The sequence below is a fragment of the Nocardioides astragali genome (assembly GCF_024436375.1).
Lineage (GTDB): Bacteria > Actinomycetota > Actinomycetes > Propionibacteriales > Nocardioidaceae > Nocardioides > Nocardioides astragali.
Genome location: NZ_JAFMZM010000005.1, coordinates 66,632 through 91,825 on the forward strand (window position 1 = coordinate 66,632; position 25,194 = coordinate 91,825).

Below are 25,194 nucleotides of genomic sequence, written 5' to 3' on the forward strand. Positions count from 1 at the left end.
CGCTCAGCCCACGACCCTCAGGGCGAGACGGGGGCAGGCGCGCACGGCGGTCGCGGCGTCGCCGCGGAGGTCGTCGGTCACCGGACCGGTGACGATCGGATAGCCCCACTCGTCCAGGTCCACGATCTCCGGCAGCAGCTCGTGGCACAGGCCGCGGGCCTGGCAGGCGGGCCAGTCGACGCGGAGCTGGCGGGTCACGACGCCAGCCTCTCCATCGGCCCGGTGGCGACGCAGCCACCCGTGGCGTGGGCCGACACCTCACCGGGAAGGGCCGTGAACAGCGACCGCACGAGCCGGACGGTGCCGTCCGGATGCGCGCACGCACCGCGGCGTACGACGAGCGTGGCGAGCTCCTCCACGCGGTCCCGTCCACCGGATCCGTCCAGCACCAGGTGCAGCGCCAGTGCCAGCGCGGGCAGCCCGTTGAGGCACGGTCCGCACCGCCCGGCGCTCTGCGAGGCGAGGTAGTCGGTGATCCGCACCGTCAGGGCGAGCGGACAGGTCCCGTGGCCGGGAGCGTGCACGACCCCGGCTCCCAGCGCAACGCCGAGCGAACGCATCCCCGGCACCGACACCCGCAGGCTGGCCACCGTGTCCCAGGTGGCCCACGACCCGTGGAACCCCCCGATCAGGACCGGCGCCCCGGCCAGGGTCGTCGGCAGCACGTCCCGCATCCGGGTGGCGTACTCCACCTCGTGGACGGACGGAACCGCACCTGGGGTGGTGACGCTGAGCAGGGCCGTGCCGGGCTCCGCAGAGGTCCCGAACCTGCGGTAGGCCGCGGTGCCGTGATGCACCAGCAGACCCACGTGAGCCCACGTCTCGGCGTTCGACAGCAGGGTCGGGCGACCACCCACCCCGGACGTCGCCTCGGGCTGCCAGGACGTGACCGGCAGGTTCGGCCTGCCGGAGATCAGCTCCGACACCGCCTTGGACTGCCCGGCGACGAACCGTCGTGCAGCGGTGTGCTCGATCAGCTCGACCGGGTCGTCACGCTCGGCGATGGCCCGGCGCAGGGCTGCCGCTGCGGGCGGACGGTCACCCGGGAGCACGATGTGCACTTCCTGTGCCCGGAGCGCCACAGCGGACGCGACGGCTCCGTCGATCACCAGGTGGGGGCGGGTGAGTGCGAGAGCCGAGTCCTTGCTGCTGGCCGGCTCGCCCTCGCTGGCGTTGACGACGACCACCGGCCGGCGGGTCCGGCCGGCTCGGTCGAGCACCGCGCCCAGCTTGATCCCGAACGGGAAGGCCGCCCCGCCTCGGCCGCGCAGCCCCACCGAGGAGACCACGTCGGTCAACGCTGCCGAGTCGAGCCGGGGCACGGCGCCGTGCTGGGACCGGTGGGCCGCCAACGACGGCCCCCGCTCGATCCCGGACAGCAACGCAGGCCCGGGGTGCACCCGGATCTGGTCCGGGAACGGGACCGGTGGTCTCACGAGTCGCTCCTGACGAGGTGGTGATCGCTCAGGGCTTGCCCCAGGCGCAGCCCGAGGGCCGCCACCACGGCCAGCACGCAGACGACGGTCGGCACCACGGCCCACGTCGCGCGCTGCTCGATGTCGGTGCCGATCCCCGCGGTGTGCGCGACGGCCAGCGCCCATGCCAGCCAGGCGAGCAGGTGGACCGCGCGCCAGCGTCGGTGCGTCAACCGGGACCGCACCAGGCTGGTCACCACGACCACCGCGACCAGGTCGAGCGACAGAGCGCCGAGGCCGAGCCACAGCCGTTCGTACGACGCCCCGAAGGGGATGACCGCCTCCCACCACGAGATGTCGACGAACGTGTCGAGCACTGCGGACCCGACGTGCACGACGAGGGCCACCACCGAGAGGAGCGCCAGGTTGCGGTGCACCTGCTGGGTCACGAACTGCGGAACTCGGTGGCCGGGCCGGCCGCCCGTCGCGAGCACTCCCAGCACGGTGCTGACCGTCAGCAGGACGAGCAGGGTGAGTCCCGTCGCGCGGTTGAGGTACCAGAGCAGGGGTCCTTCGGCGATCATGCCGCTCGCCCTCCCCGAGGCCAGGCACCAGTGCGGACCACGGCTCCCTGCTGGTCGACAAGTCGCGCGGCGACGCCGCGGGCCTCGAGCCACCCGGCCGCCGGCGAGCCGAGCACGATCGCGGCCGTGCTGGCGGTGTTGGCGCCGACACAGGTGGTGCCAGCGGCCGTGGCAGTGCGCCAGGTCCCGCTCGCGGGGATACCGGTCCGCGGGTCGAGGAGGTGATGGTGGCGGATCCCGTGGCGCGTCCACCGGCGCACGGTCGTCGTCGACGTGGCCAATCCGCCGTCCACCAGTGCGGTGATCTCGGCGGGCTCGCTCCCGGGGCGCTCCGAGACAGCGACCGGCCACGCGCCGCCATCAGGTGAAGCCACGCGCACGTCGCCACCCACGCTGACGATCGCGGAGCAGTCCAGGTGTTCGGTGAGGGCCGCGGCCACGAGGTCGGCCGCCCAGGCCTTTCCCGTCGCACCGAGGTCGAGGGCGGTGTCCTGCGGGATCAGGACGTAGCCGTCGGGAGCGGTGCGGATCTCGCGCCAGGCATCCAGCGGCGGTGGGTCCGGCTCGGTGGACGGACCCGCAGCCGTGTGCTCGATGAGGGCGAAGTCCCGGTCATAGCCGACCTGCACCAGCGCCCGGCCGAGCAGCGGGTTGACCAGACCGTCGGTCTGCCTGGCAGCTGCACACGCGACCTCGACGGCAGACACGAGCAGCGGATCCACGGCGACCCATCGCCCCGGTCGTGCGTTGACCCGTGCGAGATCCGAGTCGTCCCGGAAGCGACTCGCCACCTCGTCCACGTCACGAAGGACCACCCGCGTCACGGCAAGCGCACGGTCGAGCTGGGCGGAGCGGCGCACAGCCACGTAGACCTCGGTGCCGAGGGCCCGGAACGTGGCGTGCCGCGGCGCGACGCCCATGTTCACGATCCGCTCGTGGTGGGCGGAGGTGGCGGAGGTGGTGTGGACGTGCCTGACGAGCTGCCCGATCCGCCGCCGGACGGACCGCTCGATCCACTGCCCGAGCCGGAGCTCGTGCCGGACGTGGCGGCGGAGGACCGCGCAGGCACGGTGAGGTTGCCGCCCCCCACGCCACCGCTCGTGCCGGCACTCACGTAACGCGTGGTCACGCGAGTCCGGGTCGGCCGCTCGCGCAACGTCGCCTGCTGCGCCGAGGCATCCTGCGCACGAGCGACCTGCCGCTCATAGCGTGCGCGCTGCCGGTCGGCCCTGGCCTGCGCCGCATCGCGCGCGGCCTGCTCGGCCTCGAAGTCCGCGGTGGCCACCCCCACCACCCATCCGGTGGCGGTCAGTGACACCGCCGTCGCCGCACCGGTGACGGCGGCGACGGCCAGGCGGTGGCGGTCGCGGCTGCGCGTGGTGCTTCGCAAGGTTTTCGTCCTCATGCCCCAAGCCTCGGCGGCGTCACGCAAAGCGCGCGTCAGGGCTGCGTCAAGTGATCCTCAGGGGACCCCCTGACGCTCTCTTGACGTGGGGGACAGGCGCACCTGAGGTCGGTCGGCGCACCATTCCGGCATGAGGATCGTGACCGTCGCCGTCCTGTCCGCAGCCGTGGCCGCCGGGGCGGGCGGAGCCTTCGCCGCCTACGAGCTCGCGACACCGTCGACCCCCGCTGCCGGCGTGGCTGCGGCACCGCTCGAGACGGCGGCGCGTCGGACGCAGCGCGGACCCGACCGCCCGCGATTCGCGCCGTGCACGACTCCGGCGAAGCTCGAGCGCGGAGTGTGCGTGACCGACGTGGTGCGCACCGTCGTCCTTCCCGCTGGCGAGCCCCAGGATGCACGGCCGGTCGTGCAGACCCCAGCGCTGACAGCCGGTGGACGGTCCACGTCCCGTCTGGTCCACGAGAGCGACGACCACCACGACGACCACGACGACCGTGACGACGACCACGACGACGACCACGACGACGACCACGACGACGACCACGACGACGACCACGCCGACCGTGACGACGACCACGACGACGACCGCGATGACGACGACCACGATGACGACGACCGTGACGACGACTGAGTCATCGGCGCCGGACGGGGAGGGTCACCTCGACGAGCGCTCCGCCCTCTGCGGAGCGGCCGGTCCGCACGGAGCCGCCAGCCCCTGCGGCGGTCCGGGACGCGATGTCGAGACCCAGTCCGCTGGTGCCCACGCGCTGCGCGCGGTCGTCCGAGAAGCCGGGTCCGCTGTCGCTCACCGCCAGCACCGCGACCTCGCCGGAGCGGTGCAGCTCGACCCGCAGGGCGGTGCCCTCGCGGGTGTGCGCGAAGACGTTGTCGATCACCACGTCGACGAGGTCGGCCAGGTCCACCTCGCTCAGGGGGACGCGGACCTCCTCGGCGGGCAGCACCACCTGGAGCGGGCGACCTTGGTCCTCGGCCAGCGGCCGCCAGAACTCCAGTCGTCGTGCGACGGTCGCCGTGACGTCGCAGTCCGGTGCCAGGTCGGTGCGGACGGGGCGGCGCGCCTCTCGGACGATGGCGTCGACGGTCCGCTGCAGGACGCCGATGTGCTCCTGCAGCCGCTGACCCAGCTCGGGGTCGGCGACGGCCTCGGCATCCAGGCGCAGCGCCGTCACAGGCGTCCGCAATCGGTGGGAGAGGTCGGCCACCGCTGCGCGTTCGACGGTGAGCAGCTCCGTCGTCCGCTCGGCCAGTCCGTTGAGCGCTCGAGCCAGCTCCTGGGTCTCCTCGGTGCCGGCGACCTCGGCCCTGGCGGCGAGCTCGCCGCTCCGCAGGCGGTGGGCGGTGTCGGCGACCTGGCGCAACGGATCGCTCACCCGTCGGCCCAGCCGGCTCGCGATCGCCAGGGCCGCCGCCAGCAGGACGAGCCCGAGCGCGACGATGCCGGTCCAGGCCCGGAGCACACCGCGATCGAGGTCGTCGGGGCCGACCACGCTGCGCACGACGGCAGTGCCCTCCGGGCCCACGACCGGCAGCAGGACCTGCCCCCCGGTCTCGTCGACGACGGTGAACGCCTCGCCGTCGAGTGCGCGGCGTACGTCGGCATCGTCGGTCATGTCGGGACCCGAGCCGAGTTGTCGGCCGCCGGCGGTCAACACCTGGGTCGACGGCGTGCCGCGCCTGTCGATGCCGGCGACGAGCTCGGCGAGCTGGGCCTCGTCGGTCAGTCCCGAGACAAGGATCGCCACGTTGCGCGCCTCCTGGTCGGCCGCCGCGAGTGCCCTGTCCTCGGCCAGCGTGCCGACGAGCAGGCACAGCGGGATCACGAACGACACCACGACCGCGGAGGTCGTGGCCACCACCAACAGCGAGATCCGGCGACGCATCAGGCGTCCGGAGCGACGAGGCGTACGCCGACGCCGCGCACGCTGTGGAGGTAGCGCGGCTCGGCCGCGGACTCGCCCAGCTTGCGTCGCAGCTGCGAGAGGTGGACGTCGAGCGTCCGCTCGGAGCCGCCGTAGGCCTCCTGCCACACTTCGGCGAGCAGCTCGCGCTTGGTGACGACGTCTCCCGCCCGGGTGGCGAGCGCGAGGAGCAGGTCGAACTCCTTGCGAGCGAGATCCAGGGGCTCCCCGGACAGCGTCGCCGTGCGGGTGCGTTCGTTGACCGTCAGGGCGCCGAGCTTCAGCGGCTCGGGCGGCGCTGCGTCGCGTCCGCCCCGGCGCAGCACGGCGCGGATCCTGGCCGCGAGCTGGTCGGTGCCGAACGGCTTCACGATGTAGTCGTCGGCGCCACTGTCGAGTGCCTTGACCATGGTCGGGTCGTCGTCCTGCGCGGTGATCACGATGACCGGCACCTGGCTCGCGGCTCGGATCATCGACAGCAGCGTCAGCCCGCCGACGTCCGGCAGGCCGAGATCGAGCAGGACCAGGGTGGGCGACTCGGCCAGCACGTGCTCGAGGGCGGCGAGCCCGGTGCTGACGGAGGCGACGGCGTACCCCCGGTCGCTGAGCCCACGATGCACCGCGCGGCGGATGGGTTCGTCGTCCTCGACGACGAGGATGCTGGTCATGCGGCACGGTAACCGCCGCATCCTCCGTCGTGCGAGGAGAACGGCTGGAAGGATGTCGGCCGTGAGACCTACGAGCTCCCTGGCCGTCGGCGTCGCCGTCTGGCTGCTGGTGGTGGCGGTGGGATCGACGTTGGTGTGGGTGGTGATCTCCCGAGCCGGTGACGGAGTGGTGTCGTCCCAGCCGCCTGCGCCCGCGACCGGGCAACCGACCCCGGACGCGTCCGCCCGGTCGCCCCGGTCCGAGTCGAACCCCTCCACGTCGTCGCCGTCGCCGTCGCCGTCGTCCAGCACACCGCCGGCAGCGGGGCCGGCACGCCGCACCTGGCAGGGCGTGGGGGGCCAGGTCACGGTCGAGTGCCGAGGTCCGGCGGCGAGCCTGGTGAACGCCATCCCCGACAGTGGCTTCGGGTTCGAGATCGACGACCGGGGTCCGGATCGGGTGCGCGTCGAGCTCGAACGGGCCAGCGACGGCGACCGGTCGCGGATCGAGGCACGGTGCGTCGACGGGATCCCGGTCTTCGAGGCCGAGGTCGACGTCGACTGACGCCGCGAGCGGGCAGAGGGCGCAATTTCGGTCGGGTCGAGGACGCCGTCCGTGCTCCAGACTGGTCGACATGTTCGACACCGGTCGTGATCGCCTCCGCGAGCTTCTCGACGCCGTGCTGGCCGACGAGCACGTGACCCTGGCGGACATGGCCGGTGGAGCTCACTACTCGACCTACCACTTCAACCGCCGGCTGCGGCGCGAGGCCGGCGAACCGCCGGTGGCGATGCGACGCCGGGTCATGCTGGAGCGCGCGGCGTGGCGGATCGGGCTCGGGACGAGCGTCACGGACGCCGCGTTCGAGGCGGGCTACGAGTCCGTCGAGGGCTTCGCCCGTGCGTACGCCCGCGCCTTCGGTCACCCGCCGAGCACGCCTGCTGCGGGCCACTGGCTGCCGGCGCCCAACGGGATCCACTTCCATCCACCCATGTCCCTGTGGGTGCAGTCCACGGAGCACGCCATGAACCCGATCACCGAGCACCTCGTCCGGCACGACCTCGACGACACCCGGCACCTCCTCGACCTGGCCAAGGGGGTGTCCGCCGACGCGTACGAGTCACGGCTGCTGCCCGGGATGCAGATGCTCGGGTTCGACGGGCCGGACGACTCGCTGGCCCACCTGCTCGAGCACCTGGTCTTCACCAAGGAGGTGTGGCTGGCCGCGATCGAGGGCGGCGACTTCCCCGCCAAGGGAGACCGTTCCCCGGCGGGCCTCCTGGCCCGGCACGACGAGGTCGCGCCGCGCTGGCTCGCGACGGTGCGCGACCTGGACAGCAGGGGAGCGTGGGACGACCGGCTCATCGATGCCTTGTGCGACCCGCCCGAGAGCTTCGTGATGGGCAGCGTCTTCGCACATGTGGTCACCTACGCCGCCGCGCGACGTCAGGTCGCCCGGCACGCACTTCGCCACCACGGCGTCGAGGTGGACGACGGAGACCCCATCACGTGGCTGCGCGTCCAGCGAGGGGAGGCCTGAGGCTCAGCCGCGCAGCACCTTCTCCCTCGGCCGACCCTTGGCCAGCTCGTCGACCAGCTTGTCGAGGTAGCGGATCCGGCGCATCAGCGGGTCCTCCACCTCCTGCACCTTGACCCCGCACACCGACCCGGTGATCTGGTCGACGTGCGGGTTGAGGTCGGCGCCGGCGAAGAAGTCCTGGAAGGTCGTCTCCCGGTCGAGGTGGGACCTCAGGGCGTCCTGGTCGTAGCCGGTCAGCCACTCGATGACCTCGTCGAGCTCCGCCCGGCTGCGCCCCTTCTTCTCCACCTTCGTCACGTAGTGCGGGTAGATGGAGGACACGCTCGTGGTGAAGATCCGGCTCATCCTCCGAGGATAGTCAGCCCTTCTCGGGATCGGCTGCGCGCTGCAGGACCTCGGCCTCGCTCGCCACGGCCTTGGCGGTGCCCGGGTCCAGGAGCGGCTCGTCGGTCGGGGCGTCGACCCCGGACTCATCCTCGGACTCGGCCTCGGACTCAGGCCCGGACCCGGACCCGGGCGTGAGCTCGGGTCCGAGCTCGGCCTCGACCTCGGCCTCCGTCAGGCCGAGCGCCGGCGCCACCACAGCCGCCTTCTTGGACGGGGCCCTCTTGGCCGGGGCCTTCTTGGCGGTGCTTGTCTTCGAGGTGGCCTTCTTCGCGGTGGTCTTCTTCGCCGGAGCCTCCGGGGCGGGGGCCACGTCGGCGGGAGCCGGCGTGGTCTCGGCAGGTGCCTCGGCGGTGGGCGCCTCCGGCATCGGGGGCGAGGACTGCTCGGGGCTCGGGACCACCCGCTCGACGGCCCAGCCCAGGACGCGCGCCGTGGTGCGCAGTCCGACGCCGAGCGTCGCACCGGCCACCGCTCCGACCGTGCGTGCCGGGCGGGTGATCACTCCAGGGACCTTGCTGATGGGGTTCACGAGGACTCCTCTTGTCGCGTGTTGCGCCGTCCGTACCCCGTCGGGCGCCATTGCAGACCGTGGCGTGTGCCACGTGGCAGCACTACCGCTCTTGGGGTGGGACGCACGCGTGTCCGGATGGGCGGTGGGTACCGAGCGTCGACAAGACGATGGCCGGACCTGCGTCCGGCGCTGAGAGGAGAACCGATGACTGACAAGACGCACATGCACACGCGTTCCGGCACTGGGCGCACCATGGGCTCGCCGGTCCAGGCGGCCTCAGCACTCGTGGGCGCGGTCTTCCTGCTGGTGGGCGTCCTGGGCTTCATCCCGGGCATCACGACGTCGTACGACAGCCTCGAGGCTGCCGGTCACGAGTCGCACGCCGAGCTGCTCGGCATCTTCCAGGTGTCGATCCTGCACAACGTCGTGCACCTCCTGTTCGGTGCCGCCGGGCTCGCGCTCGCTCGTACCGCTTCGGGCGCGCGGGCGTTCCTGATCGGTGGCGGCGCTGTCTACCTCGTGCTGTGGCTGTACGGCCTCCTGATCGACAAGACGTCCGAGGCCAACTTCGTGCCGCTCAACGCCGCGGATGACTGGCTGCACTTCGTCCTGGGCGCGGCCATGGTCGCCCTCGGGATGCTGCTCGGCCGGCGGACGGGGAGCCGCGTCTCCCGCTGACCGATCGAACGTCAGTCCGACTGACCGTCGGTCGATCCGGCGTCCGGCGCCGGATCGGGGTTGCCCCCTCGTCGGCTGATCCACACCACCGATGCCCACCTGCTCCACCCCGTAGGGGGAGGTGGGATCGATCCGCTCAGCCGTTGCGCATGGGTGGTGCCCCGAACGGATACTGGTGGGCATGCCAGCACTGCTGCAGCAGACCCTCACGCCCTCCGGCCGCCGCTCGTACGCCGACCTGACGCCGGAGGAGGTCGAGGAGATCGGCCGCACCCTGGACGCCCTGCGCGAGGACGTGCTGGCCAGCCGCGGCGAGCGCGACGCGGCGTACATCCGTCGCCTGATCGCAGTCCAGAAGGGTCTCGAGGTCACGGGCCGCCTCGCCCTGCTGGGAAGTCGCAACCGCGCGTGCTGGTGGCTCGGCACAGCCTCCCTGGCGCTGGCGAAGATCCTCGACAACATGGAGATCGGGCACAACGTGCTGCACGGGCAGTGGGACTGGATGCGCGACCCGAAGATCCACTCGTCGACATGGGAGTGGGACCACGCCACCCCGCCGGACCAGTGGCAGCGCGCCCACAACGACCGGCACCACGTCAACACCAACGTGCTGGGCAAGGACAACGACCTCGGCTACGGCATCCTGCGCGTCGACGAGGCCCAGGAGTGGGAGCCTCGGCACCTGGTCCAGCCGCTCTGGAACCTCGTCAACGCCTGCATCTTCGAGTACGGCATCGCGATGTACGACCTCGACCTCGGCACGCGGCTCCGCGAGGGCACGGGGTTCTCACCGCAGATGAAGAAGGAGCTGCGCACCACGCTGCGGCGGGCGGGGCGTCGTGCCGGCCGGGACTACGTCCTGCACCCGCTCCTCTCGCTCCCGACCGGATCCTTCCGGTCCACCCTGACCGCCAACCTCACCGCCAACCTGGTGCGCAACGTGTGGTCGCACAGCGTGATCATGTGCGGGCACTTCCCCGAGGGCGTGGAGACGTTCGAGGTCGACGAGCTCGACGAGTCGGAGACGCGTGGCCAGTGGTACCTCCGCCAGATGCTCGGCTCGGCCAACATCTCCGGTCCGCCGCTGCTCCACGTGCTCTGCGGCAACCTCTCCCACCAGATCGAGCACCACATCTTCCCGGACCTGCCGAGCAACCGGTACGGCGAGATCGCCGGCCCGGTCCGTGACCTCTTCGAGCGGCACGGCCTCGCCTACAACAGCCGACCGCTGATCCGACAGGTCGCCAGCGCCTGGCACAAGGTGCTGCGGCTCGCACGGCCTCCTCGCGGTCGGCGAGCAGCGGCGGGCGCGTGATCGTGTCGGGCCCTCTCGGCTCGGGAGTGAGGCAGATCGCCGGCCCCGCACGAGTGCCGCCCTACGTGCCCGGCGGTGACTTCACCGTCGGGGTCGAGGAGGAGCTGATGCTGGTCGACGCGTCCGGCGAGCTGCTCGGCACCGAGGCCGTCGCCCTTGTCGCCTCACTGGCCGAGAGGACCCCGTCCGGGGTGGTCACGGGCGAGGTGTACGCCGACCAGGTGGAGCTCAACACGCCTGTGTGTGCCGACGCCGAGGGCGTGTGGCGATCCCTCCAGGAGCTGCGCCGCACCGTGTCGGCGCAGGGCGCGCGCTGCCTCGCGGTGGGCGTCCACCCGACGGCCGCGCTGGGTGCCACCGCCATCGTCGGCTCGCCGCGCTACGACCGCATCCTCGACGACTACGGCGGTCTGCTCCGCACCCCGACCGCGGCCCTGCAGGTCCACGTCGGCCTCCCGGACGAGGACACAGCGATGCTGGCCTACCGCGGCCTGCGTCGCCGGCTGCCGCTCCTGCGAGCGCTGGCGGCGGGCTCGCCCCACTGGCACGGGATCGACTCCGGGCTCGCCTCGGCGCGCTCCGCGATCTTGAGGTCCTACCCCCGCACCGCGATGCCACCGCTGCTGCGCTCGTGGGACGAGTACGTCACTCGCACCGAGGCCCTGATGGCGGCGGCCGAGGTCCCGGACCTCACGTACGTCTGGTGGGACCTGCGACCGCGACCGTTGCTCGGCACCCTCGAGGTGCGGGTGATGGACGTCGTGCCGTCCCTGTCCGCGGTCGCCGGCCTCACGGCGTTGGTGCAGGGCTTCGCGCGACGAGCGGTCGAGGCGCCCGACCCGGCCGAGCTCAGCGACGACGTGCTCGCCGTCAACGACCAGCGGGTGATCAGGCATGGCCTCGAGGCGCGCGTCGTCGACGTCGACGGCACGATGCAGCCGATCCGCGTGGTCGCGGCCCGCGAGCTCGCGGAGGTCCGCGCCACCCTCGTGGCCGACGACCTGGAGGCCCCGCTGGACGCGGTCGAGGCGATGCTCCGAGGTCCCACCGAGCCCGACCGCCAGCGGCGGCTGGTCGCGACCGGCGGCATGCCCGCGCTGTTGGAGGACCTGCTGGCACGCACGGCAGACCTGGAGGCTTGAGCGGTGTACGCCGACCACCTGGTGCAGCCGTGGTACGACCCTCTCGTCGACGAGCTCCCCACCGCTGAGGTCCTCGACGCCCACACCCACGTGGGTCTGCGCGATCCGGCTGGCGTCACCGCGACGATGGAGGAGTACCTCCAGCTCCCCCGATGCGCATGACCACGCGGGGAAAGCCGGCAGACGTCGCGTCGGTCCTCGCCGCCAGCTGGAAGCCGACGTCCTCGAAGAGCTTGCGGGTGCCGACGTAGGCCATGGTCAGGTCGACCTTGTCCCCGTGGTTGTCCACGGGGTAGCCCTCCACGGCCGGCGCCCCACGCTGGAGCGCATAGGCCACGGCGCCGTCGAGCAGCACGTGGGCGATGCCGCGACCGCGGTGCCCCGGACGTACGCGGATGCACCAGACCGACCAGACCGGCAGGTCGTCGACGTGCGGGATCTTGGTGGACCGGGCGAACGGCAGGTCGGCGCGAGGTGCGACGGCGGCCCACCCGACGACCTCGTCGCCGTCGTAGGCGAGGACGCCCGGCTTGGTGGGCCTGCGGGTCAGTGCCTCGACGAACGCCGCGCGCTCGGGACCGGCCAGGGACCGGTTGTCCTTGCCGGGAATGCGGTGGCTCAGGCACCAGCAGACGCTCGAGGTGGGGTTCTTCGGCCCGAGCATCGTGCGGACGTCGTCGAACCGGGCGTGCGTGGCGGGGTGGACCGTGAACCCGCGGGAGGTCACGAGGGGCGGCGTGGCCATGGGGCCCACGCTAGCCGTGTTCAATGACGACATGGGTCGGACGACGCGCAGGATCGGTCTGCTGGGCGGGATGAGCTGGGAGAGCACCGCGCTCTACTACCGGCTCGTCAACGAGGAGGTCCGCGACCGGCTCGGCGGCTTCCACTCGGCTCGGGTGGTGATGGCGTCGGTGGACTTCGCCGAGGTGGAGGCGATGCAGGTCGCGGGGGACTGGGCTGCGGCGGGTGAGCTGCTGGCGAGCGAGGCCAGGGCCTTGGAGTCCGCAGGAGCCGAGTGCCTCGTGCTGTGCACCAACACGATGCACAAGGTCGCCGACGCGATCGAGGCGGCAGTCGGCATCCCGCTGCTGCACCTCGCCGACGTCACCGCCGACGCGGTGCGCGGCGCCGGGCTCGACCGGGTGGCGCTGCTCGGCACGAGGTTCACCATGGAGCAGCCGTTCTACGCCGACCGCCTGCGCTCGCACGGGCTCGAGGTGCTGGTGCCCGACGAGGCGGACCGCGCGCTGGTCCACGACGTCATCTACGACGAGCTCGTCCTGGGCGTGGTCCGCGAGGAGTCGCGGGCGGCGTACGTCGACGTGGTGCGGCGGCTGGTGGACCGGGGTGCCGGGGGAGTGGTGCTCGGCTGCACCGAGATCGAGCTGCTGATCGGGCCGGGCGACGTCGAGGTGCCGGTCTTCTCCACCACCGCCCTGCACGCGAGGGCGGCCGTGGACTTCGCGCTCGCCTGACCCGAAGGTCGGACGTCACCCTCCGGTCTCGATCATCTGCAGGTACTGGTGGACCTGCTGGATCGCGACCGACCCCTCGCCGGCTGCCGAGGCGACCCGCTTGACCGAGCCGGAGCGCACGTCGCCCACTGCGAAGACGCCCGGCATCGAGGACTCGAACATGAACGGTGGCCGCGGTGCCCCCCAGTGCTCGCCCGGGCCGGTCACCACGAAGCCGAACCGGTCGCGGACGACCTCGTCCGGGAGCCATTCGGTGAGGGGTCGGGCGCCGATGAGGATGAAGACGGCGTCGGCCGGGACCGTCTCCGGCTCGCCCTCCCCTGCCTCGCGCAGGGTGAGGGTGGCCAGCGACCCGCTGCCCGAGCCGTCCACGATCTCGGTCCGGAAGCGGACGTCGATGTTGCCCCGGCCCTCGATCTCGTCGATCAGGTAGGTCGACATCGTCTCGGCGAGGGTGTCGCGGCGGACGAGGATGGTCACCGAAGCGGCGTGGGATGCGAGGTGGACCGCGGCCTGGCCGGCGGAGTTGCCCGCGCCCACGACGTACACGGAGCGTCCGCTGAAGCGCTCGGCCTCCGAGGCGGTGGCGCCGTAGAAGACGCCCTGCCCCACCAGCGGGTCGAGGGCCGGGACGCCGAGGCTGCGGTAGCTGACGCCCATGGCGAGGACGACGACGCCGGTGGAGATCTCGTTGCTGGTCGCCGTGGTGAGGTAGAGCCTGTCACCGCTGCTGCGGAGACCCTGCGCCTCGCACATCTGGAGGAACGTCGTCCCGAACACCCAGGCCTGCTGCTGTGCCCGGGTGGCCAGGTCCGCGCCGGTGACGCCGCGGGGAAAGCCGAGGTAGTTGCGGATGCGAGAGCTCGAGCCGGCCTGCCCACCGATGGTCTCGCGCTCGACCACCAGGGTGCGCAGCCCCTCCGAGGACGCGTACACGGCGGCGGCGAGGCCGCTCGGCCCGGCGCCGATCACCGTGACGTCGTACTCGAGAGAGCCGGAGAGCCGGGTGCGGGCTCCGTAGGCCTCGGCGATCTCGGCGTTGCTCGGGTCGACCAGCACCCGGCCGTTGCGCTGGATGACCACCGGTACACCCGGGTCGGGCTGACGGTACTCCTGCAGGAGGCGCATCCCGTCCGGGGATCCGGTCGCGTGGAAGACGAACGGCACCCGGTTGCGGTCCAGGAGGCTGCGCAGCTGTGAGGCTCGTGGACTTCCGGCGTCGGCGACGATCGCGAGCTCGCGGGAGAGCGAGGCGTCCGACCCGACCCAGACGTGCAGGCTCTCGGTGACGACGTGGTGGAAGAGCTCGTCCGCCCTGCGCCACGGCTTGAGTGCGTAGTAGTCCGCCTGGCCGAGCGCGATGGCGCGTCTCAGCGGGTGCGCGGTGGCGTCGACCTCCCACTCTCCCCACGAGACGAGCAGCAGGCGCCGCGAGTGGGGGAACAGCTCGCCGGCCCGGGCGAGGAGCTCGCACCCGGTGCCGTCGGGCAGCCATTGGTCGGAGAGGATCAGCGCCAGCCGCTCCCCGGCCGCACAGAGGTCGGCCAGCTGCTGCCGCGCCGTCGTGACGGCGCGGGCGGTGAGCACGGTGTACGCCCGGCCGTAGCGGTCCTCCAGCTCGCTGCCCAGCAGCGCGATCGCGTCCGGGTCGTCATCGACGGCGAGGATGACGGGTCGGCGCTCCGGGGATGGCGCGGGCGGTGGGGGGTCCACACGTCGATTGTGGCCCGGTCGGGGCTCGGGGGACACCCGTGGACCAGACCCCCACTGCGCCTAGTGAAATCTCGGCCCGCGATGCACACTGAGCAGATGGTGGAGCCGTCCACACTGAGGGATGCACGCGACGCCGCGTCGCGCTATGCCTGGAAAGAGGCGTTCGACCTCTTCGCGTCCGCTGACGCCGTTGCGCCCCTCGAGCCGGAGCACCTCGACGAGATGGCCGAGTGTGCGTGGTGGATCGGCAAGATGCACCACTGCATGGCCCTGCGCGAGCGTGCCTACAGGGAGTACCTGAAGAAGGACGACCCGCGGCACGCCGCCGGCGTGGCGATCGACCTCGCCCAGCACCACGGAGACCTCGGCGACCAGGGCGATGCCGCGGCCTGGCTGCAGAACGCGACGCGCCTGCTGGAGCCGGAGCCGGAGGGAGCCGAGCACGGCTGGCTGCACCTGGCCCGGGCGCTCATGGCGCACGCCGAGGGCGAGGACGACGCGGTGGTGGAGCACGCCGAGCTTGCCTCCGAGATCGGTGGACGGCACGGCGACAAGGACCTCTTCGCGCTCGGGCACGCGTTCCACGGCATCAGCCTGGTCGCCAACGGCGCGGATGCCGACCGTGGCCTGGCGATGGTGGAGGAGGCGACCGAAGGGGCGGTCTCCGGCGAGCTCGGAGCCCGGGCCACCGGGATGATCTATTGCATGATGATCTCGGTCAACGCCCAGCTGGCCGACTGGCAGGGCGCCGGGCACTGGACCGAGGCCGCGACGCGGTGGTGCGATCGCCAGGCCATCAACGGCTTCCCCGGGATCTGCCGCGTGCACCGCGCCGAGATCCTCCGCCTGCGCGGCTTCCTGATTGACGCCGAGGAGGAGGCGCGCGCCGCAACCGTCGAGTTGGGCTCGTTCAACCTCATGTTCTCGGCATTGGCCTTCCGTGAGCTCGGTGAGGTGCGGCTGAAGATGGGCGACCTCGACGCCGCCGAGGAGGCGTTCAGACAAGCCTCGGAGATGGGGGTGACGCCGCATCCGGGCCTGGCGCAGGCGATGGTCCAGAGAGGCCATCCTGAGCAGGCCGCGACCGGTCTCCGACGAATCCTGGCCAGCAACGGTCTCGGACCCCTGGAGCGGGCCAAGATGCTGCCGACCCAGCTCGAGGTGGCCCTGTCCCTCGATGACCTCGACACGGCCCGAGCCGCTGCCGACGAGCTGGCCGCGATCGCCGGCCAGCACCCGACGCCGGCCATGCGCGCGATGGCCGACGTGGGAGCCGCGGCCGTCCTGCTGGTGGAGGGGAGGCTCGAGGAGGCCGCCATCGCCGCAGACCGGGCCCACTCCCTGTTCGCGGGCATCGACCTCACCTACGAGGCGGCAAGGGCTTCGGAGCTCCTCGGTCGGATCCACCACGCGCAGGGGAACCTGGCCGGGGCGCGCGTGGAGGAGGCCGACGCCCTGGTGGCGTACGAGCAGATCGGGGCCGTGGTCGACGCCGAGCGCGCCCGCGCCCTCCTCGCGACCCAAGCCTGACGACACCGGTCGACCTCGCCCTCAGCCGAGGCGGGTCCGGACCAGCCGGTCGAGCCACTCGTCGAGCCGCTCGAGCTCGGCCGGGTGGGAGAACATCGGCGGTCGTCCGGGCGGGGGCAGGAACCCGACCGCGTCCATGACCAGCCAGTACGGCTCCGCCGCGGTCCCGGACGTGGCGGCCCAGCACTCCACGAAGGCGTCTGCCGCCTCGGTCCCGACGCACACGGCGAGGTTGGTCGCCGCATGTCCCGCGTCGAGCCAGGCCGGCCCGGTCGAGGTCTCGACCCAGTCGACGACGCCCGTGATCATGCCGCCCTGCCACAGGAGGTTGCGGTGGCCGAAGTCGCGGTGCAGGAAGGTGGGCTCGTACGCCGGTGCGGGCCCGCCGAGCAGCGCGAAGGCGTGACGCCACGACTCGGGGTGACGCGTCCATCCCGGCACCACCCACTTGGCCTCCCACGCCCACGACTGGAAGGTGCGGAACGGCTCCGCCGGTCGCACGGCGTGGATCGTCGCGAGCATCTCCGCCATCGCCCGCAGGACGCCGTCGTCGACGGCGGTCAGCGGCTCGCCCGGGAGGCGTGACATCAGGTGGGCGCCGACCTCCGCGGCCACGCCGTCGGCGTCGAGGCCCAGGGACGTCGGTGCGGGGACGGCGGTGCCCGCCAGCACATTCTGGGTGTGGTGCTCGCGCGTGGTCAGCTCGGCGCCGTACGTCCGCCAAGGCTCGTTGGTCATCAGCCGGAGGACCGACTCCGCGCCGGAGGCGTCCCGCAGCGCCAGCATCGTCGACGTCAGTCCGCCGGTCAGCTCCCGCGACGCGAGCACAGGGGCGCCGAGGACATCACCTGCCCAGGCGAGGGCTCCGTCCAGGTCGACCATGTGGTCGAACCTAGCGACCGATCAGCCCTGCGCCGGCCAGAGGGAGTGGTAGGCGTTGATCGCCGGCTGCCCGCCGAGGTGCGCGTAGAGGACGTGGGACTCCCGGGGGATCTCGCCGTCGCTGACGAGGTCGATCAGCCCCGCGAGGGACTTCCCCTCGTAGACGGGGTCGGTGATCATCGCCTCGAGCTGCGCACCGAGGGCCATCGCCTCCATGGTGGAGTCCACGGGGATCCCGTAGAGCTCGCCGGCCCAGCCGTCGAGCACCGTGATCTCGTCGTCGCGCAGGTCGCGGCCGAGCTCGATCAGCTCGGCGGTGCTGCGCGCGATCCGGCCGACCTGGTCGCGGGTCTTCTCCAGGGTGGCGCTGGCGTCGATTCCGATGACGCGACGTCGTACGCCGGTCAGGTCCTCGAGTGCCGCGAACCCGGCGATCATCCCGGCGTGCGTGGAGCCGGTGACGGTGCAGACGACGATCGTGTCGAAGGTGATGCCGAGCGCCTTCTCCTGCTCGGCCACCTCGAAGGCCCAGTTGGCGAAGCCGAGGCCGCCCAGCGGGTGCTCGCTGGCGCCGGCCGGGATGGCGTACGGCGTGCCGCCGGCCTCCTCGACCTCGCCGATCGCGTCCTTCCACGAGTCGCGGATCCCGATGTCGAAGCCGTGCGGGTCGAGACGCGAGTCGGCGCCCATCATCCGGCTCAGCAGGATGTTGCCGACCTGGGTGTTGGTCGGGTCGTCCCACGGCACCCACTTCTCCTGCACGAGGCGGCACCCGAGCCCGAGGTGTGCGGCGACCGCCGCGACCTGGCGAGTGTGGTTGGACTGGTAGCCCCCGATGGAGACGAGCGTGTCGGCGCCGCTGGCGAGCACGTCGGGGACGATGTACTCGAGCTTGCGGATCTTGTTGCCGCCGAAGGCGAGGCCGCTGCTGACGTCCTCTCGCTTGGCCCACACCTGCGCTCCACCGCCCCGGCCGGCGAGGTGGTCGCTCAGCCGCTTCAGGTGGTGGACGGGGGAGGGGCCGAACGTCAGCGGGTGACGCGGGAACTGGTCGAGCTTCACGGGGTCTCCTGGGGGTGGGAGTCGGGTTCGGGGATCAGGTCGGCGAGGTTCTGCCAGGTGCGGAAGGCGACCTCGGCCGCGGCGTCGACGTCCCGGGCCGCGCAGGCCTCGACGAGTCGCTCGTGCAGCGCGACCGACTCCGCTGCGGCGTGCGAGGCGAAGCGCAGGCGCTCGAGGCGACGTACGACCGGGCTGAACTGGTCGAGGACCGTGGCCAGCGCCCGGTTGCCGGACACGTCGACGGCGACGGCATGGAAGTCGTCGTCGGCGCGCAGGGCGGCGTCGGCGTCGTGCGCCTCGATGGCGGCGGTGAAGCGCTCGTTAGCCAGGCGCATCCGGTCGAGGTCGTCGGCCGTCAGGCGGACGACGGCCTCGGCGACCGCGAGCCGGTGCATCGTCGCGACGACGGCGTGCGCGTCCCGAACCTCTGACAGGTCGATGTCGGCGACGACGGTGGACCGCCCGGGCGCAGACCGCACCAGTCCGGACTCCCCTAGCCGGAGCAGCGCCTCGCGCACCGGCGTACGACTCACGCCGAGCCAGCCGGCGAGGTCGGTGTCCCGGACGACCTCGCCCGGTGCCAGCGTGCCGTCGACGATCGCGTCGCGGAGCCGGTCGTGGACGGTGTCGCGCAGCAGCGAGGTGCGGATCGGCACGGCTGGGGCGGGAACGGGCATGCAATATATTGCACATCGCACCCGCTCGACGTCAACCCGATATGAGGACGTGGTGGACGGGATCCCGGGCGATCCACGTCCACCACGTCCTCAGGTATCGGGCGGGAACAACGCGGGTGGTTGAGCGTTGAACCAGGTATGAAGAAGATCGGGTTCCTCAACTTCGGCCACTGGACCGACTCACCCCAGTCCGCGGTGCGCACGGCCTCCGACGCACTGCTGCAGTCCATCGACCTCGCAGTCGCCGCCGAGGAGCTGGACGCGGACGGCGCGTACTTCCGCGTCCACCACTTCGCCCGGCAGCTGGCCTCGCCGTTCCCCCTGCTGGCGGCGATCGGCGCCAGCACCAGCCGCATCGAGATCGGCACCGGGGTGATCGACATGCGCTACGAGAACCCGCTCTACATGGCCGAGGACGCCGGGGCCGCCGACCTGATCGCCGGTGGTCGGCTGCAGCTCGGCATCAGCCGCGGATCACCGGAGCAGGTGATCGACGGCTGGCGCTACTTCGGCTACGAGCCCGCCGAGGGCGAGGACCAGGCTGACATGGCGCGCCGCCACACCGAGGTCTTCCTCGGGGTCATCGAGGGCAAGGGCTTCGCACAGCCGAACCCGCGCCCGATGTTCCCCAACCCGCCGGGCCTGCTGCGGCCGGAGCCGCACTCACCCGGGCTGCGCGAGAGGATCTGGTGGGGCGCGGCGTCGGACGCCACGGCCCGCTGGACCGCGGAGAAGGGCATGCACCTGATGAGCTCGACGCTCAAGGCGGACGAGACCGGCGAGCCGTTCCACGTCCAGCAGCGCAAGCAGATCGAGGTCTTCCGCGACGCCTGGCGCGAGGCGGGCCACGAGGGGGAGCCGCGGGTCTCGGTGAGCCGCTCGATCATGCCGATCACGACCGACCTGGACCGGATGTACTTCGGCCGCGAGGGCACCAGCTCCGACCAGTTCGGCCAGATCGAGCCCAACCTGCGGGCCGTGTTCGGCAAGACGTACGCCGCCGAGCCGGAGGTCCTGGTCAAGGAGCTCGCCGAGGACGAGGCCATCGCCGCCGCCGACACCCTGCTGCTGACGGTGCCCAACCAGCTCGGCGTGGACTACAACGCCCACCTGCTGGAGTCGCTCCTCACCGAGGTGGCTCCGGCCCTCGGCTGGCGCTGATCACCCGCGCAGGTGAACCCGGTGCTTGGGGGTACTGCTTGTCTGGAGGGACCGACCCGACGAGACAAGGAGCGAGCCATGACGCACGACCACGACGACCCGCGGGACGAGCAGGACGGACAGGTCTCCGAGCTGGCCGAGGCCGGCGGCGAGCCCGACCCGATCAGCTCCGGCGACTCCGTGGCCGGCCAGCCGGAGGCCGAGTCCGGCGAGGTGCAGGAGGGCACCCAGGGCCCGGACGCGCCGCCGCGCCACGGGATCCCCGAGGAGAGCAACGAGTCCTCGCGCTGATCCGACCCTGCGGTAGAAACGTCCCATGACGAGACCAGTGATCATCGTGGTGGGTGCCGGGCCCGGCGTGAGCGGCTCCGTGGCGCGCCGCTTCGCGGTCGAGGGGTACGACGTCGGCCTGCTCGGTGCGGACAAGGGCGTCCTCGACGAGCTGGGACGCGCGCTCGAGGCGCGCGGAGCGACGGTCGGACAGGCGCTGGTCGACATCACCGACGAGCAGGCCGCGCGCGACGCCGTACGCAGGATGGGCGAGCACACCGGACGCATCGACGTCCTGCACTTCAACCCCAGTGCCTTCCGCGAGAAGGACCCGCTGTCTCTGACGGTCGCCGAGCTCCTCGAGGACGTGGCACTGGGCGTCGGGGCCCTGCTCTCGGTGGTCCAGGCGGCCCGCCCGTTCATGGGCGAGGGCGCCCGGATCAGCGTCACTGGCAGCATGGCCGCGGACGACCCGTGGGAGGGCGCGGCCTCGCTCGGTGTGCAGAAGGCCGGGGTGCGCAACCTGGTGCACAGCATCGACAAGACGCTGTCGCCCGACGGGATCCGTGCGGTGTCGGTGACGGTGCGCGGGACGCTCGCCAGCGAGGGCGCCTTCACCCCCGACCGGGTCGCGGAGGCGATCTGGTCCGCAGTCACCCGCGACGTGGGGGACTGGAGCAGCGAGGTGCCCTACAGCGGGTGAGGCTCAGCGCTTGCGGCCCCAGACGAGGTAGGCGATCGGTCCGAACGGCTGGACCGACATCGCGGGTCCCCACAGCAGCTTGGGGCCGCGGACGAGGGAGTCCGGACGCTGCTTGAGGTCGCGCAGGCACCAGGTGGTGACCGCGACCTCGACGATCCCGGCCGCTATGACGACCTTCTTCTGGGTGGGCGTCATCTCGGCCCAGGACTTCTTCGCCATGGAGCGAAGGTAGCGCGACCGCCCCAGCCGTCAGGCGCCGCCGACGCCGCTCAGAGCGAGCCAGAAGACCAGCACGCCGACCAGCGCGGCGAGCAGGCCCCACCACATCCCGGTCATCGCCCGGCGTCCGGTGGACGCGCCCTCGCGGGCCAGGGCGGGCAGCACCACCGCGAGCCCGGCGCCGATCCCGGCCATCACGAGCAGCTGCACGGGGGCGATCCAGTTCTCGCTCCCTTCCCCGTCGAAGAGGGCCGCCGACAGCGGAAGGCTGAGGATGCCGGTCGCCAGCAGCACGACGGCTCCGAAGATGCGTTGGGCGGTTGGACTCACAGGGACACGCTAGTGCCGATCTGAGCGGTGCGTCAGGGGCATTTCTGCGGTCCAGAATGCCGCTCACGCACCGCTCGTCGGCGTGGCGAGGATCGACGCGCCCGCGGGCGTGCCCTGGGGTGTTCTAGCAGTCCAGAATGCCCCTAGTGCACCGCTGAAGCAGGGAGCTGTCAGGCCTCCTTGGCCACCAGCGTCAGCACGTCGTACGTCGCCACCGGCTCGCCGTCGGCGTTGGTGACGAGCGCGTCCCAGCGCACCTCGCCGTAGTCGGCGGACGAGCGGGGGGTGATCTGCTTGACGGTCAGCGTCACCCGGATCGAGTCGCCGGGCTTGACCGGCGTCAGGAAGCGCAGGTTGTCGACGCCGAAATTGGCCAGCACCGGCCCCGGGGCGGGGTCCACGAACAGGCCCGCCGCCATCGAGACGATGAGGTAGCCGTGGGCGACGATCCCGCCGAAGAGCGGGTTCTGCGCGGCTGCCTCCGGGTCGGTGTGCGCGTAGAAGGTGTCACCGGTGAACTCCGAGAAGTGGTCGATGTCCTCGATCGCGATCACTCGCGGCTCGGAGACGATCGTGTCGCCGACCGCGAGCGTCGCCAGGGAGTGGCGGAACGGGTGCTCGGGGGTGAGGTTGCGCTGCGAGCCGCGCGTCCAGCGCCCGGTGATGGCGGTCAGCATGTCGGGAGAGGCCTGGATCGCCGAGCGCTGCATGTGGTGCAGCACGCCGCGTACGCCGCCGAGCTCCTCGCCGCCGCCGGCCCGCCCCGGCCCCCCGTGGACGAGCATCGGCAGCGGGGAACCGTGGCCGGTGGACTCGGGCGCGTCGTCGCGGTCGAGCACCAGGATGCGACCGTGCCACGGCGCGAGCCCCAGCACGAGGGTGCGGGCGACGGCGGGGTCGTGGGTGACGACGGAGCCCACCAGCGAGCCCTTGCCGCGTGCCGCCAGGGTGACGGCGTCCTCGAGCGAGTCGTAGGACATGACCGTCGAGACCGGGCCGAAGGGCTCGACGTCGTGCGGCTCGACCGCTCCGGCTCGCGCCCTCAGGAGCACCGGCGCCATGAAGGCACCGCGCTCCGCGTCGCCGACGAAGCCGGAGGTCGCGGTCGGGTCGCCGTGCACCAGGTCGCAGGAGGAGCGGAGTGCCTCGACGGCCTTGCGGACCTCCTCGCGCTGGCCGAGCGAGGCCAGCGGGCCCATCCGGACCGACTCCTCGCCCGGGTCGCCGACCGTGATCGTGGAGAGCTTGGCGGTGATGGCCTCGGTCATCTCGTCGGCGACGGCCGCGGGCACGATGACGCGTCGGATCGCGGTGCACTTCTGCCCGGCCTTGGCGGTCATCTCGGTGACGACGCCCTTGACGAAGAGGTCCCACTCGGGGTCGCCCGAGGTCACGTCGGGACCGAGGACGGAGCAGTTGAGCGAGTCGGCCTCGACCTGGAGCCTCACGCCACCGTGGAGCACCGAGGGGTGCTGGCGCAGGATCCCCGCGGTGTGCGCGGAGCCGGTGAAGGCCACCGAGTCCTGCACGCCGAGGTGGTCGAGGAGGTCGCCCGCCGAGCCGGACAGCAGCTGGAGCGAGCCCTCGGGGAGGATGCCGGACTCGATGATCCGCCGTACGACGAGCTCGGTGAGGTAGGCCGTCTGGCTGGCGGGCTTGACGATCGAGGGGAGCCCCGCGATGAAGGCCGGCGCGAGCTTCTCGAGCATGCCCCAGACGGGGAAGTTGAAGGCGTTGATCTGCACCGCGACGCCGGGCCGCGAGGTGTAGACGTGCTGGCCCATGAAGATGCCGGTGCGACCGAGCTGCTCGAGGTCCCCGTCGCACACGACGTGGGCGTTGGGCAGCTCGCGGCGTCCCTTGGAGGAGTAGCTGAACACCGTGCCGAAGCCGCCGTCGATGTCGATCAGCGAGTCACGCCGGGTGGCGCCGGTGCGCAGCGACAGCTCATAGAGCTCGTCCTTGAGTCCGGTGAGGTGCGTGGCCAGCTCCTTGAGCAGCAGCGCGCGCTCGTGGAAGGTCAGCTCCCGGATGGCGGGCCCACCGACCGTACGGGCGTGGTGGGCCATGGCGCCGAGGTCGAGCCCGCTGCTGGAGATCCGGGCGACCTCCTCGCCCGTGGCCGCGTCGAGGAGCGGGTCACCCTCGGCGGAGGCGGCGTACCAGCGGCCGACGGCGTAGCTCTCGAGCAGACGGGTCACGGTGGTTCCCTTCGATGTTTGCGTGCCAGAGTGAGTGGTGCCACACTAATACCAGACCGATCGGTCAGTAAATGCGGTGACACCGACGTTCGGAGGATGGATGACCCTCACCGAGACCCCGCTCGACGCGAGCTCCCAGGCTGCGCTGGAGAGCCAGTTCGAGGCGACCATCGGGCGCAACGACCGGATCGAGCCGCGCGACTGGATGCCCGACGGCTACCGCAAGACCCTGGTGCGCCAGATCGCGCAGCACGCGCACAGCGAGATCATCGGCATGCAGCCGGAGGGCAACTGGATCTCGCGCGCGCCGAGCCTGCGACGCAAGGCGATACTGCTGGCCAAGGTGCAGGACGAGGCCGGTCACGGGCTCTACCTCTACTCCGCGGCCGAGACCCTCGGGGTGTCGCGGCTCGAGCTCACCGAGATGCTCATCTCCGGGCGGCAGAAGTACTCCTCGATCTTCAACTACCCGACCCTGTCGTACGCCGACGTGGGCACGATCGGCTGGCTGGTCGACGGTGCCGCGATCTGCAACCAGGTGCCGCTGTGCCGTACGTCGTTCGGGCCCTATGGCCGCGCCATGATCCGCGTGTGCAAGGAGGAGTCCTTCCACCAGCGGCAGGGCTACGAGCTGCTCACCACGATGATGCGTGGCACCGACGAGCAGCGCGCGATGGTGCAGGAGTCGGTCGACCGGTTCTGGTGGCCCGCGCTGATGATGTTCGGCCCGCCCGACGACGCCTCGCCCAACACCGCGCAGTCGATGGCGTGGGGCATCAAGCGCAACACCAACGACGAGCTGCGCCAGAAGTTCGTGGACATGTCGGTGCCGCAGGCCGAGGCGCTCGGCGTCACCCTGCCCGACCCCGAGCTCGCCTGGAACGAGCAGCGCGGCCACTACGACTTCGGCCAGCCCGACTGGGAGGAATTCATGGAGGGCGTGAAGGGCAACGGCCCCTGCAACGCGCAGCGGATCGCCCACCGTCGTCGCGCCCACGAGGACGGCGCCTGGGTGCGCGCGGCGGCGACGGCGTACGCCGCCAAGCAGGCCCGAGAGGAAGGCGCGGCATGACCGACCAGCAGCGAGTCCAACCAGAATGGCCGCTCTACGAGGTCTTCGTCCGCGGCAAGCGCGGGCTCAACCACGTCCACGTCGGGTCGCTGCACGCGGCCGACGACCGGATGGCGCTCCTGCACGCGCGCGACGTCTACACGCGCCGCAACGAGGGCGTGAGCATCTGGGTGGTCCGGGCCGACGCGATCACCGCGTCCAGCCCGGACGAGAAGGACCCGATGTTCGCTCCCAGCGGCGACAAGGTCTATCGCCACCCGACCTTCTACGACATCCCCGACAACGTCCCGCATATGTGAACCCCACGACGTTCTTCCTTCCCCCGCTGCGCTCCTCCAGGAACAACGCCGCG

Annotated in this window: 31 protein-coding genes; 14 read left to right on the plus strand and 17 right to left on the minus strand. The window is 71.8% G+C overall.

What is annotated here, in order from left to right; translation table 11 throughout:
* Positions 1 to 3: 3 nt before the first annotated feature.
* The 5 genes from J3P44_RS17295 to J3P44_RS17315 are packed head-to-tail and all read right to left on the minus strand — an operon-like array spanning position 4 to position 3,404.
* Positions 4 to 198 carry a ferredoxin gene (locus J3P44_RS17295; RefSeq protein WP_255891706.1) on the minus strand — a complete coding sequence of 65 codons (195 nt, stop codon included), beginning with the start codon at positions 196 to 198 and terminating at the stop codon, positions 4 to 6.
* The gene (locus J3P44_RS17300; RefSeq protein ID WP_255891707.1) at positions 195 to 1,436 is read right to left on the minus strand and encodes an NADH-ubiquinone oxidoreductase-F iron-sulfur binding region domain-containing protein; all 1,242 of its coding nucleotides are present in this window, start codon (positions 1,434 to 1,436) and stop codon (positions 195 to 197) included. Before J3P44_RS17300 ends, J3P44_RS17295 begins: the two co-directional genes overlap by 4 nt.
* On the minus strand, positions 1,433 to 1,999 hold the full coding sequence (locus J3P44_RS17305; protein WP_255891708.1) for a DUF8596 domain-containing protein: 567 nt from the start codon (positions 1,997 to 1,999) through the stop codon (positions 1,433 to 1,435). The genes J3P44_RS17300 and J3P44_RS17305 overlap by 4 nt, the downstream gene beginning before the upstream one ends.
* Positions 1,996 to 2,919: an FAD:protein FMN transferase gene (locus J3P44_RS17310; RefSeq protein WP_255892126.1), complete on the minus strand. Its 924-nt coding sequence runs from the start codon at positions 2,917 to 2,919 to the stop codon at positions 1,996 to 1,998. Before J3P44_RS17310 ends, J3P44_RS17305 begins: the two co-directional genes overlap by 4 nt.
* A gap of 2 nt (positions 2,920 to 2,921) precedes the next feature.
* Complete coding sequence (locus J3P44_RS17315) at positions 2,922 to 3,404, minus strand: hypothetical protein (protein ID WP_255891709.1); 483 nt, start codon at positions 3,402 to 3,404, stop codon at positions 2,922 to 2,924.
* Between the two features lie 343 nt (positions 3,405 to 3,747).
* Here J3P44_RS17315 and J3P44_RS17320 point away from each other — a divergent pair, with 343 nt between their 5' ends.
* Positions 3,748 to 4,035 (plus strand): hypothetical protein, encoded by a 288-nt coding sequence (locus J3P44_RS17320; protein ID WP_255891710.1) that lies wholly within the window; start codon positions 3,748 to 3,750, stop codon positions 4,033 to 4,035.
* Position 4,036: 1 nt separating this feature from the next.
* Here the strand turns inward: J3P44_RS17320 and J3P44_RS17325 are convergent, their stop codons facing one another.
* Both J3P44_RS17325 and J3P44_RS17330 read right to left on the minus strand, forming a co-directional pair.
* Positions 4,037 to 5,305 (minus strand): sensor histidine kinase, encoded by a 1,269-nt coding sequence (locus J3P44_RS17325; protein WP_255891711.1) that lies wholly within the window; start codon positions 5,303 to 5,305, stop codon positions 4,037 to 4,039.
* The gene (locus J3P44_RS17330; RefSeq protein ID WP_255891712.1) at positions 5,305 to 5,991 is read right to left on the minus strand and encodes a response regulator transcription factor; all 687 of its coding nucleotides are present in this window, start codon (positions 5,989 to 5,991) and stop codon (positions 5,305 to 5,307) included. Before J3P44_RS17330 ends, J3P44_RS17325 begins: the two co-directional genes overlap by 1 nt.
* A 61-nt stretch (positions 5,992 to 6,052) precedes the next feature.
* Here J3P44_RS17330 and J3P44_RS17335 point away from each other — a divergent pair, with 61 nt between their 5' ends.
* Both J3P44_RS17335 and J3P44_RS17340 read left to right on the plus strand, forming a co-directional pair.
* Positions 6,053 to 6,535: a hypothetical protein gene (locus tag J3P44_RS17335; protein WP_255891713.1), complete on the plus strand. Its 483-nt coding sequence runs from the start codon at positions 6,053 to 6,055 to the stop codon at positions 6,533 to 6,535.
* 70 nt (positions 6,536 to 6,605) lie between these two features.
* Positions 6,606 to 7,511 (plus strand): helix-turn-helix domain-containing protein, encoded by a 906-nt coding sequence (locus J3P44_RS17340; RefSeq protein WP_255891714.1) that lies wholly within the window; start codon positions 6,606 to 6,608, stop codon positions 7,509 to 7,511.
* A 3-nt stretch (positions 7,512 to 7,514) separates the two neighbouring features.
* On the opposite strand, the gene J3P44_RS17345 is transcribed toward J3P44_RS17340, so the two are convergent.
* Together J3P44_RS17345 and J3P44_RS17350 are read right to left on the minus strand one after the other, a co-directional pair.
* Positions 7,515 to 7,856, minus strand: coding sequence for a DUF2200 domain-containing protein (locus J3P44_RS17345; protein WP_255891715.1), 342 nt, complete (start codon positions 7,854 to 7,856; stop codon positions 7,515 to 7,517).
* A 13-nt stretch (positions 7,857 to 7,869) separates the two neighbouring features.
* Positions 7,870 to 8,427 (minus strand): hypothetical protein, encoded by a 558-nt coding sequence (locus tag J3P44_RS17350; RefSeq protein ID WP_255891716.1) that lies wholly within the window; start codon positions 8,425 to 8,427, stop codon positions 7,870 to 7,872.
* Between the two features lie 186 nt (positions 8,428 to 8,613).
* Between J3P44_RS17350 and J3P44_RS17355 the strand changes: the two genes are divergently transcribed.
* The 4 genes from J3P44_RS17355 to J3P44_RS17370 all read left to right on the plus strand — a co-directional run bounded on the left by J3P44_RS17355 (position 8,614) and on the right by J3P44_RS17370 (position 11,706).
* On the plus strand, positions 8,614 to 9,087 hold the full coding sequence (locus tag J3P44_RS17355) for a DUF4383 domain-containing protein (RefSeq protein WP_255891717.1): 474 nt from the start codon (positions 8,614 to 8,616) through the stop codon (positions 9,085 to 9,087).
* A gap of 181 nt (positions 9,088 to 9,268) precedes the next feature.
* On the plus strand, positions 9,269 to 10,402 hold the full coding sequence (locus tag J3P44_RS17360) for a fatty acid desaturase family protein (RefSeq protein WP_255891718.1): 1,134 nt from the start codon (positions 9,269 to 9,271) through the stop codon (positions 10,400 to 10,402).
* Positions 10,403 to 10,428: 26 nt separating this feature from the next.
* On the plus strand, positions 10,429 to 11,544 hold the full coding sequence (locus J3P44_RS17365; RefSeq protein WP_255891719.1) for a carboxylate-amine ligase: 1,116 nt from the start codon (positions 10,429 to 10,431) through the stop codon (positions 11,542 to 11,544).
* A 3-nt stretch (positions 11,545 to 11,547) separates the two neighbouring features.
* Positions 11,548 to 11,706 (plus strand): hypothetical protein, encoded by a 159-nt coding sequence (locus J3P44_RS17370; RefSeq protein WP_255891720.1) that lies wholly within the window; start codon positions 11,548 to 11,550, stop codon positions 11,704 to 11,706.
* Here J3P44_RS17370 and J3P44_RS17375 read toward each other — a convergent pair.
* Positions 11,660 to 12,289 carry a GNAT family N-acetyltransferase gene (locus J3P44_RS17375; protein WP_255891721.1) on the minus strand — a complete coding sequence of 210 codons (630 nt, stop codon included), beginning with the start codon at positions 12,287 to 12,289 and terminating at the stop codon, positions 11,660 to 11,662. The genes J3P44_RS17370 and J3P44_RS17375 overlap by 47 nt on opposite strands.
* A 31-nt stretch (positions 12,290 to 12,320) precedes the next feature.
* On the opposite strand from J3P44_RS17375, the gene J3P44_RS17380 reads away from it, so the two are divergent.
* Complete coding sequence (locus J3P44_RS17380) at positions 12,321 to 13,022, plus strand: aspartate/glutamate racemase family protein (RefSeq protein ID WP_255891722.1); 702 nt, start codon at positions 12,321 to 12,323, stop codon at positions 13,020 to 13,022.
* Between the two features lie 15 nt (positions 13,023 to 13,037).
* Here J3P44_RS17380 and J3P44_RS17385 read toward each other — a convergent pair whose 3' ends face one another.
* Positions 13,038 to 14,735 carry an NAD(P)/FAD-dependent oxidoreductase gene (locus J3P44_RS17385; RefSeq protein ID WP_255891723.1) on the minus strand — a complete coding sequence of 566 codons (1,698 nt, stop codon included), beginning with the start codon at positions 14,733 to 14,735 and terminating at the stop codon, positions 13,038 to 13,040.
* 96 nt (positions 14,736 to 14,831) lie between these two features.
* On the opposite strand from J3P44_RS17385, the gene J3P44_RS17390 reads away from it, so the two are divergent.
* Entirely contained in the window at positions 14,832 to 16,265 is a 1,434-nt protein-coding gene (locus J3P44_RS17390) for a hypothetical protein (RefSeq protein ID WP_255891724.1), read from the plus strand.
* A 21-nt stretch (positions 16,266 to 16,286) separates the two neighbouring features.
* Here J3P44_RS17390 and J3P44_RS17395 read toward each other — a convergent pair whose 3' ends face one another.
* From J3P44_RS17395 to J3P44_RS17405, 3 genes are read right to left on the minus strand one after another with little or no spacing between them, the layout of a single operon-like run.
* The gene (locus J3P44_RS17395) at positions 16,287 to 17,147 is read right to left on the minus strand and encodes a phosphotransferase family protein (RefSeq protein ID WP_255891725.1); all 861 of its coding nucleotides are present in this window, start codon (positions 17,145 to 17,147) and stop codon (positions 16,287 to 16,289) included.
* A gap of 21 nt (positions 17,148 to 17,168) precedes the next feature.
* On the minus strand, positions 17,169 to 18,209 hold the full coding sequence (locus J3P44_RS17400; protein ID WP_255891726.1) for a 1-aminocyclopropane-1-carboxylate deaminase: 1,041 nt from the start codon (positions 18,207 to 18,209) through the stop codon (positions 17,169 to 17,171).
* Positions 18,206 to 18,886 (minus strand): GntR family transcriptional regulator, encoded by a 681-nt coding sequence (locus J3P44_RS17405; RefSeq protein WP_255891727.1) that lies wholly within the window; start codon positions 18,884 to 18,886, stop codon positions 18,206 to 18,208. Before J3P44_RS17405 ends, J3P44_RS17400 begins: the two co-directional genes overlap by 4 nt.
* 138 nt (positions 18,887 to 19,024) lie before the next feature.
* Between J3P44_RS17405 and J3P44_RS17410 the strand changes: the two genes are divergently transcribed.
* The 3 genes from J3P44_RS17410 (at position 19,025) to J3P44_RS17420 (ending at position 21,020) form a co-directional block, all read left to right on the plus strand.
* Positions 19,025 to 20,047 (plus strand): LLM class flavin-dependent oxidoreductase, encoded by a 1,023-nt coding sequence (locus tag J3P44_RS17410; RefSeq protein ID WP_255891728.1) that lies wholly within the window; start codon positions 19,025 to 19,027, stop codon positions 20,045 to 20,047.
* A gap of 78 nt (positions 20,048 to 20,125) precedes the next feature.
* Positions 20,126 to 20,338: a hypothetical protein gene (locus tag J3P44_RS17415; protein WP_255891729.1), complete on the plus strand. Its 213-nt coding sequence runs from the start codon at positions 20,126 to 20,128 to the stop codon at positions 20,336 to 20,338.
* 25 nt (positions 20,339 to 20,363) lie between these two features.
* Positions 20,364 to 21,020, plus strand: a complete 657-nt coding sequence (locus tag J3P44_RS17420; RefSeq protein ID WP_255891730.1) for an SDR family oxidoreductase — start codon at positions 20,364 to 20,366, stop codon at positions 21,018 to 21,020.
* 3 nt (positions 21,021 to 21,023) lie between these two features.
* Here the strand turns inward: J3P44_RS17420 and J3P44_RS17425 are convergent, their stop codons facing one another.
* The 3 genes from J3P44_RS17425 to paaZ form a co-directional block, all read right to left on the minus strand.
* The gene (locus J3P44_RS17425; protein WP_255891731.1) at positions 21,024 to 21,239 is read right to left on the minus strand and encodes a PLDc N-terminal domain-containing protein; all 216 of its coding nucleotides are present in this window, start codon (positions 21,237 to 21,239) and stop codon (positions 21,024 to 21,026) included.
* A 30-nt stretch (positions 21,240 to 21,269) separates the two neighbouring features.
* Positions 21,270 to 21,569 (minus strand): hypothetical protein, encoded by a 300-nt coding sequence (locus J3P44_RS17430; protein ID WP_255891732.1) that lies wholly within the window; start codon positions 21,567 to 21,569, stop codon positions 21,270 to 21,272.
* Positions 21,570 to 21,739: 170 nt separating this feature from the next.
* Entirely contained in the window at positions 21,740 to 23,770 is a 2,031-nt protein-coding gene (paaZ, locus tag J3P44_RS17435; RefSeq protein WP_255891733.1) for a phenylacetic acid degradation bifunctional protein PaaZ, read from the minus strand.
* A gap of 100 nt (positions 23,771 to 23,870) precedes the next feature.
* Here paaZ and paaA point away from each other — a divergent pair, with 100 nt between their 5' ends.
* Together paaA and paaB are read left to right on the plus strand one after the other, a co-directional pair.
* On the plus strand, positions 23,871 to 24,842 hold the full coding sequence (gene paaA / locus J3P44_RS17440) for a 1,2-phenylacetyl-CoA epoxidase subunit PaaA (protein WP_255891734.1): 972 nt from the start codon (positions 23,871 to 23,873) through the stop codon (positions 24,840 to 24,842).
* On the plus strand, positions 24,839 to 25,141 hold the full coding sequence (gene paaB, locus J3P44_RS17445; protein ID WP_255891735.1) for a 1,2-phenylacetyl-CoA epoxidase subunit PaaB: 303 nt from the start codon (positions 24,839 to 24,841) through the stop codon (positions 25,139 to 25,141). Before paaA ends, paaB begins: the two co-directional genes overlap by 4 nt.
* Positions 25,142 to 25,194: the final 53 nt, after the last annotated feature.

Bases quoted from the DNA above. Each gene is read 5' to 3' on its own strand.
- J3P44_RS17305 (WP_255891708.1), bottom strand. From the start codon at position 1,999: ATGATCGCCGAAGGACCCCTGCTCTGGTACCTCAACCGCGCGACGGGA.
- J3P44_RS17310 (WP_255892126.1), bottom strand. From the start codon at position 2,919: ATGGGCGTCGCGCCGCGGCACGCCACGTTCCGGGCCCTCGGCACCGAG.
- J3P44_RS17315 (WP_255891709.1), bottom strand. From the start codon at position 3,404: ATGAGGACGAAAACCTTGCGAAGCACCACGCGCAGCCGCGACCGCCAC.
- J3P44_RS17325 (WP_255891711.1), bottom strand. From the start codon at position 5,305: ATGCGTCGCCGGATCTCGCTGTTGGTGGTGGCCACGACCTCCGCGGTC.
- J3P44_RS17330 (WP_255891712.1), bottom strand. From the start codon at position 5,991: ATGACCAGCATCCTCGTCGTCGAGGACGACGAACCCATCCGCCGCGCG.
- J3P44_RS17340 (WP_255891714.1), top strand. From the start codon at position 6,606: ATGTTCGACACCGGTCGTGATCGCCTCCGCGAGCTTCTCGACGCCGTG.
- J3P44_RS17345 (WP_255891715.1), bottom strand. From the start codon at position 7,856: ATGAGCCGGATCTTCACCACGAGCGTGTCCTCCATCTACCCGCACTAC.
- J3P44_RS17355 (WP_255891717.1), top strand. From the start codon at position 8,614: ATGACTGACAAGACGCACATGCACACGCGTTCCGGCACTGGGCGCACC.
- J3P44_RS17360 (WP_255891718.1), top strand. From the start codon at position 9,269: ATGCCAGCACTGCTGCAGCAGACCCTCACGCCCTCCGGCCGCCGCTCG.
- J3P44_RS17375 (WP_255891721.1), bottom strand. From the start codon at position 12,289: ATGGCCACGCCGCCCCTCGTGACCTCCCGCGGGTTCACGGTCCACCCC.
- J3P44_RS17380 (WP_255891722.1), top strand. From the start codon at position 12,321: ATGGGTCGGACGACGCGCAGGATCGGTCTGCTGGGCGGGATGAGCTGG.
- J3P44_RS17390 (WP_255891724.1), top strand. From the start codon at position 14,832: ATGGTGGAGCCGTCCACACTGAGGGATGCACGCGACGCCGCGTCGCGC.
- J3P44_RS17395 (WP_255891725.1), bottom strand. From the start codon at position 17,147: ATGGTCGACCTGGACGGAGCCCTCGCCTGGGCAGGTGATGTCCTCGGC.
- J3P44_RS17405 (WP_255891727.1), bottom strand. From the start codon at position 18,886: ATGCCCGTTCCCGCCCCAGCCGTGCCGATCCGCACCTCGCTGCTGCGC.
- J3P44_RS17410 (WP_255891728.1), top strand. From the start codon at position 19,025: ATGAAGAAGATCGGGTTCCTCAACTTCGGCCACTGGACCGACTCACCC.
- J3P44_RS17415 (WP_255891729.1), top strand. From the start codon at position 20,126: ATGACGCACGACCACGACGACCCGCGGGACGAGCAGGACGGACAGGTC.
- J3P44_RS17420 (WP_255891730.1), top strand. From the start codon at position 20,364: ATGACGAGACCAGTGATCATCGTGGTGGGTGCCGGGCCCGGCGTGAGC.
- J3P44_RS17425 (WP_255891731.1), bottom strand. From the start codon at position 21,239: ATGGCGAAGAAGTCCTGGGCCGAGATGACGCCCACCCAGAAGAAGGTC.
- paaA (WP_255891734.1), top strand. From the start codon at position 23,871: ATGACCCTCACCGAGACCCCGCTCGACGCGAGCTCCCAGGCTGCGCTG.
- paaB (WP_255891735.1), top strand. From the start codon at position 24,839: ATGACCGACCAGCAGCGAGTCCAACCAGAATGGCCGCTCTACGAGGTC.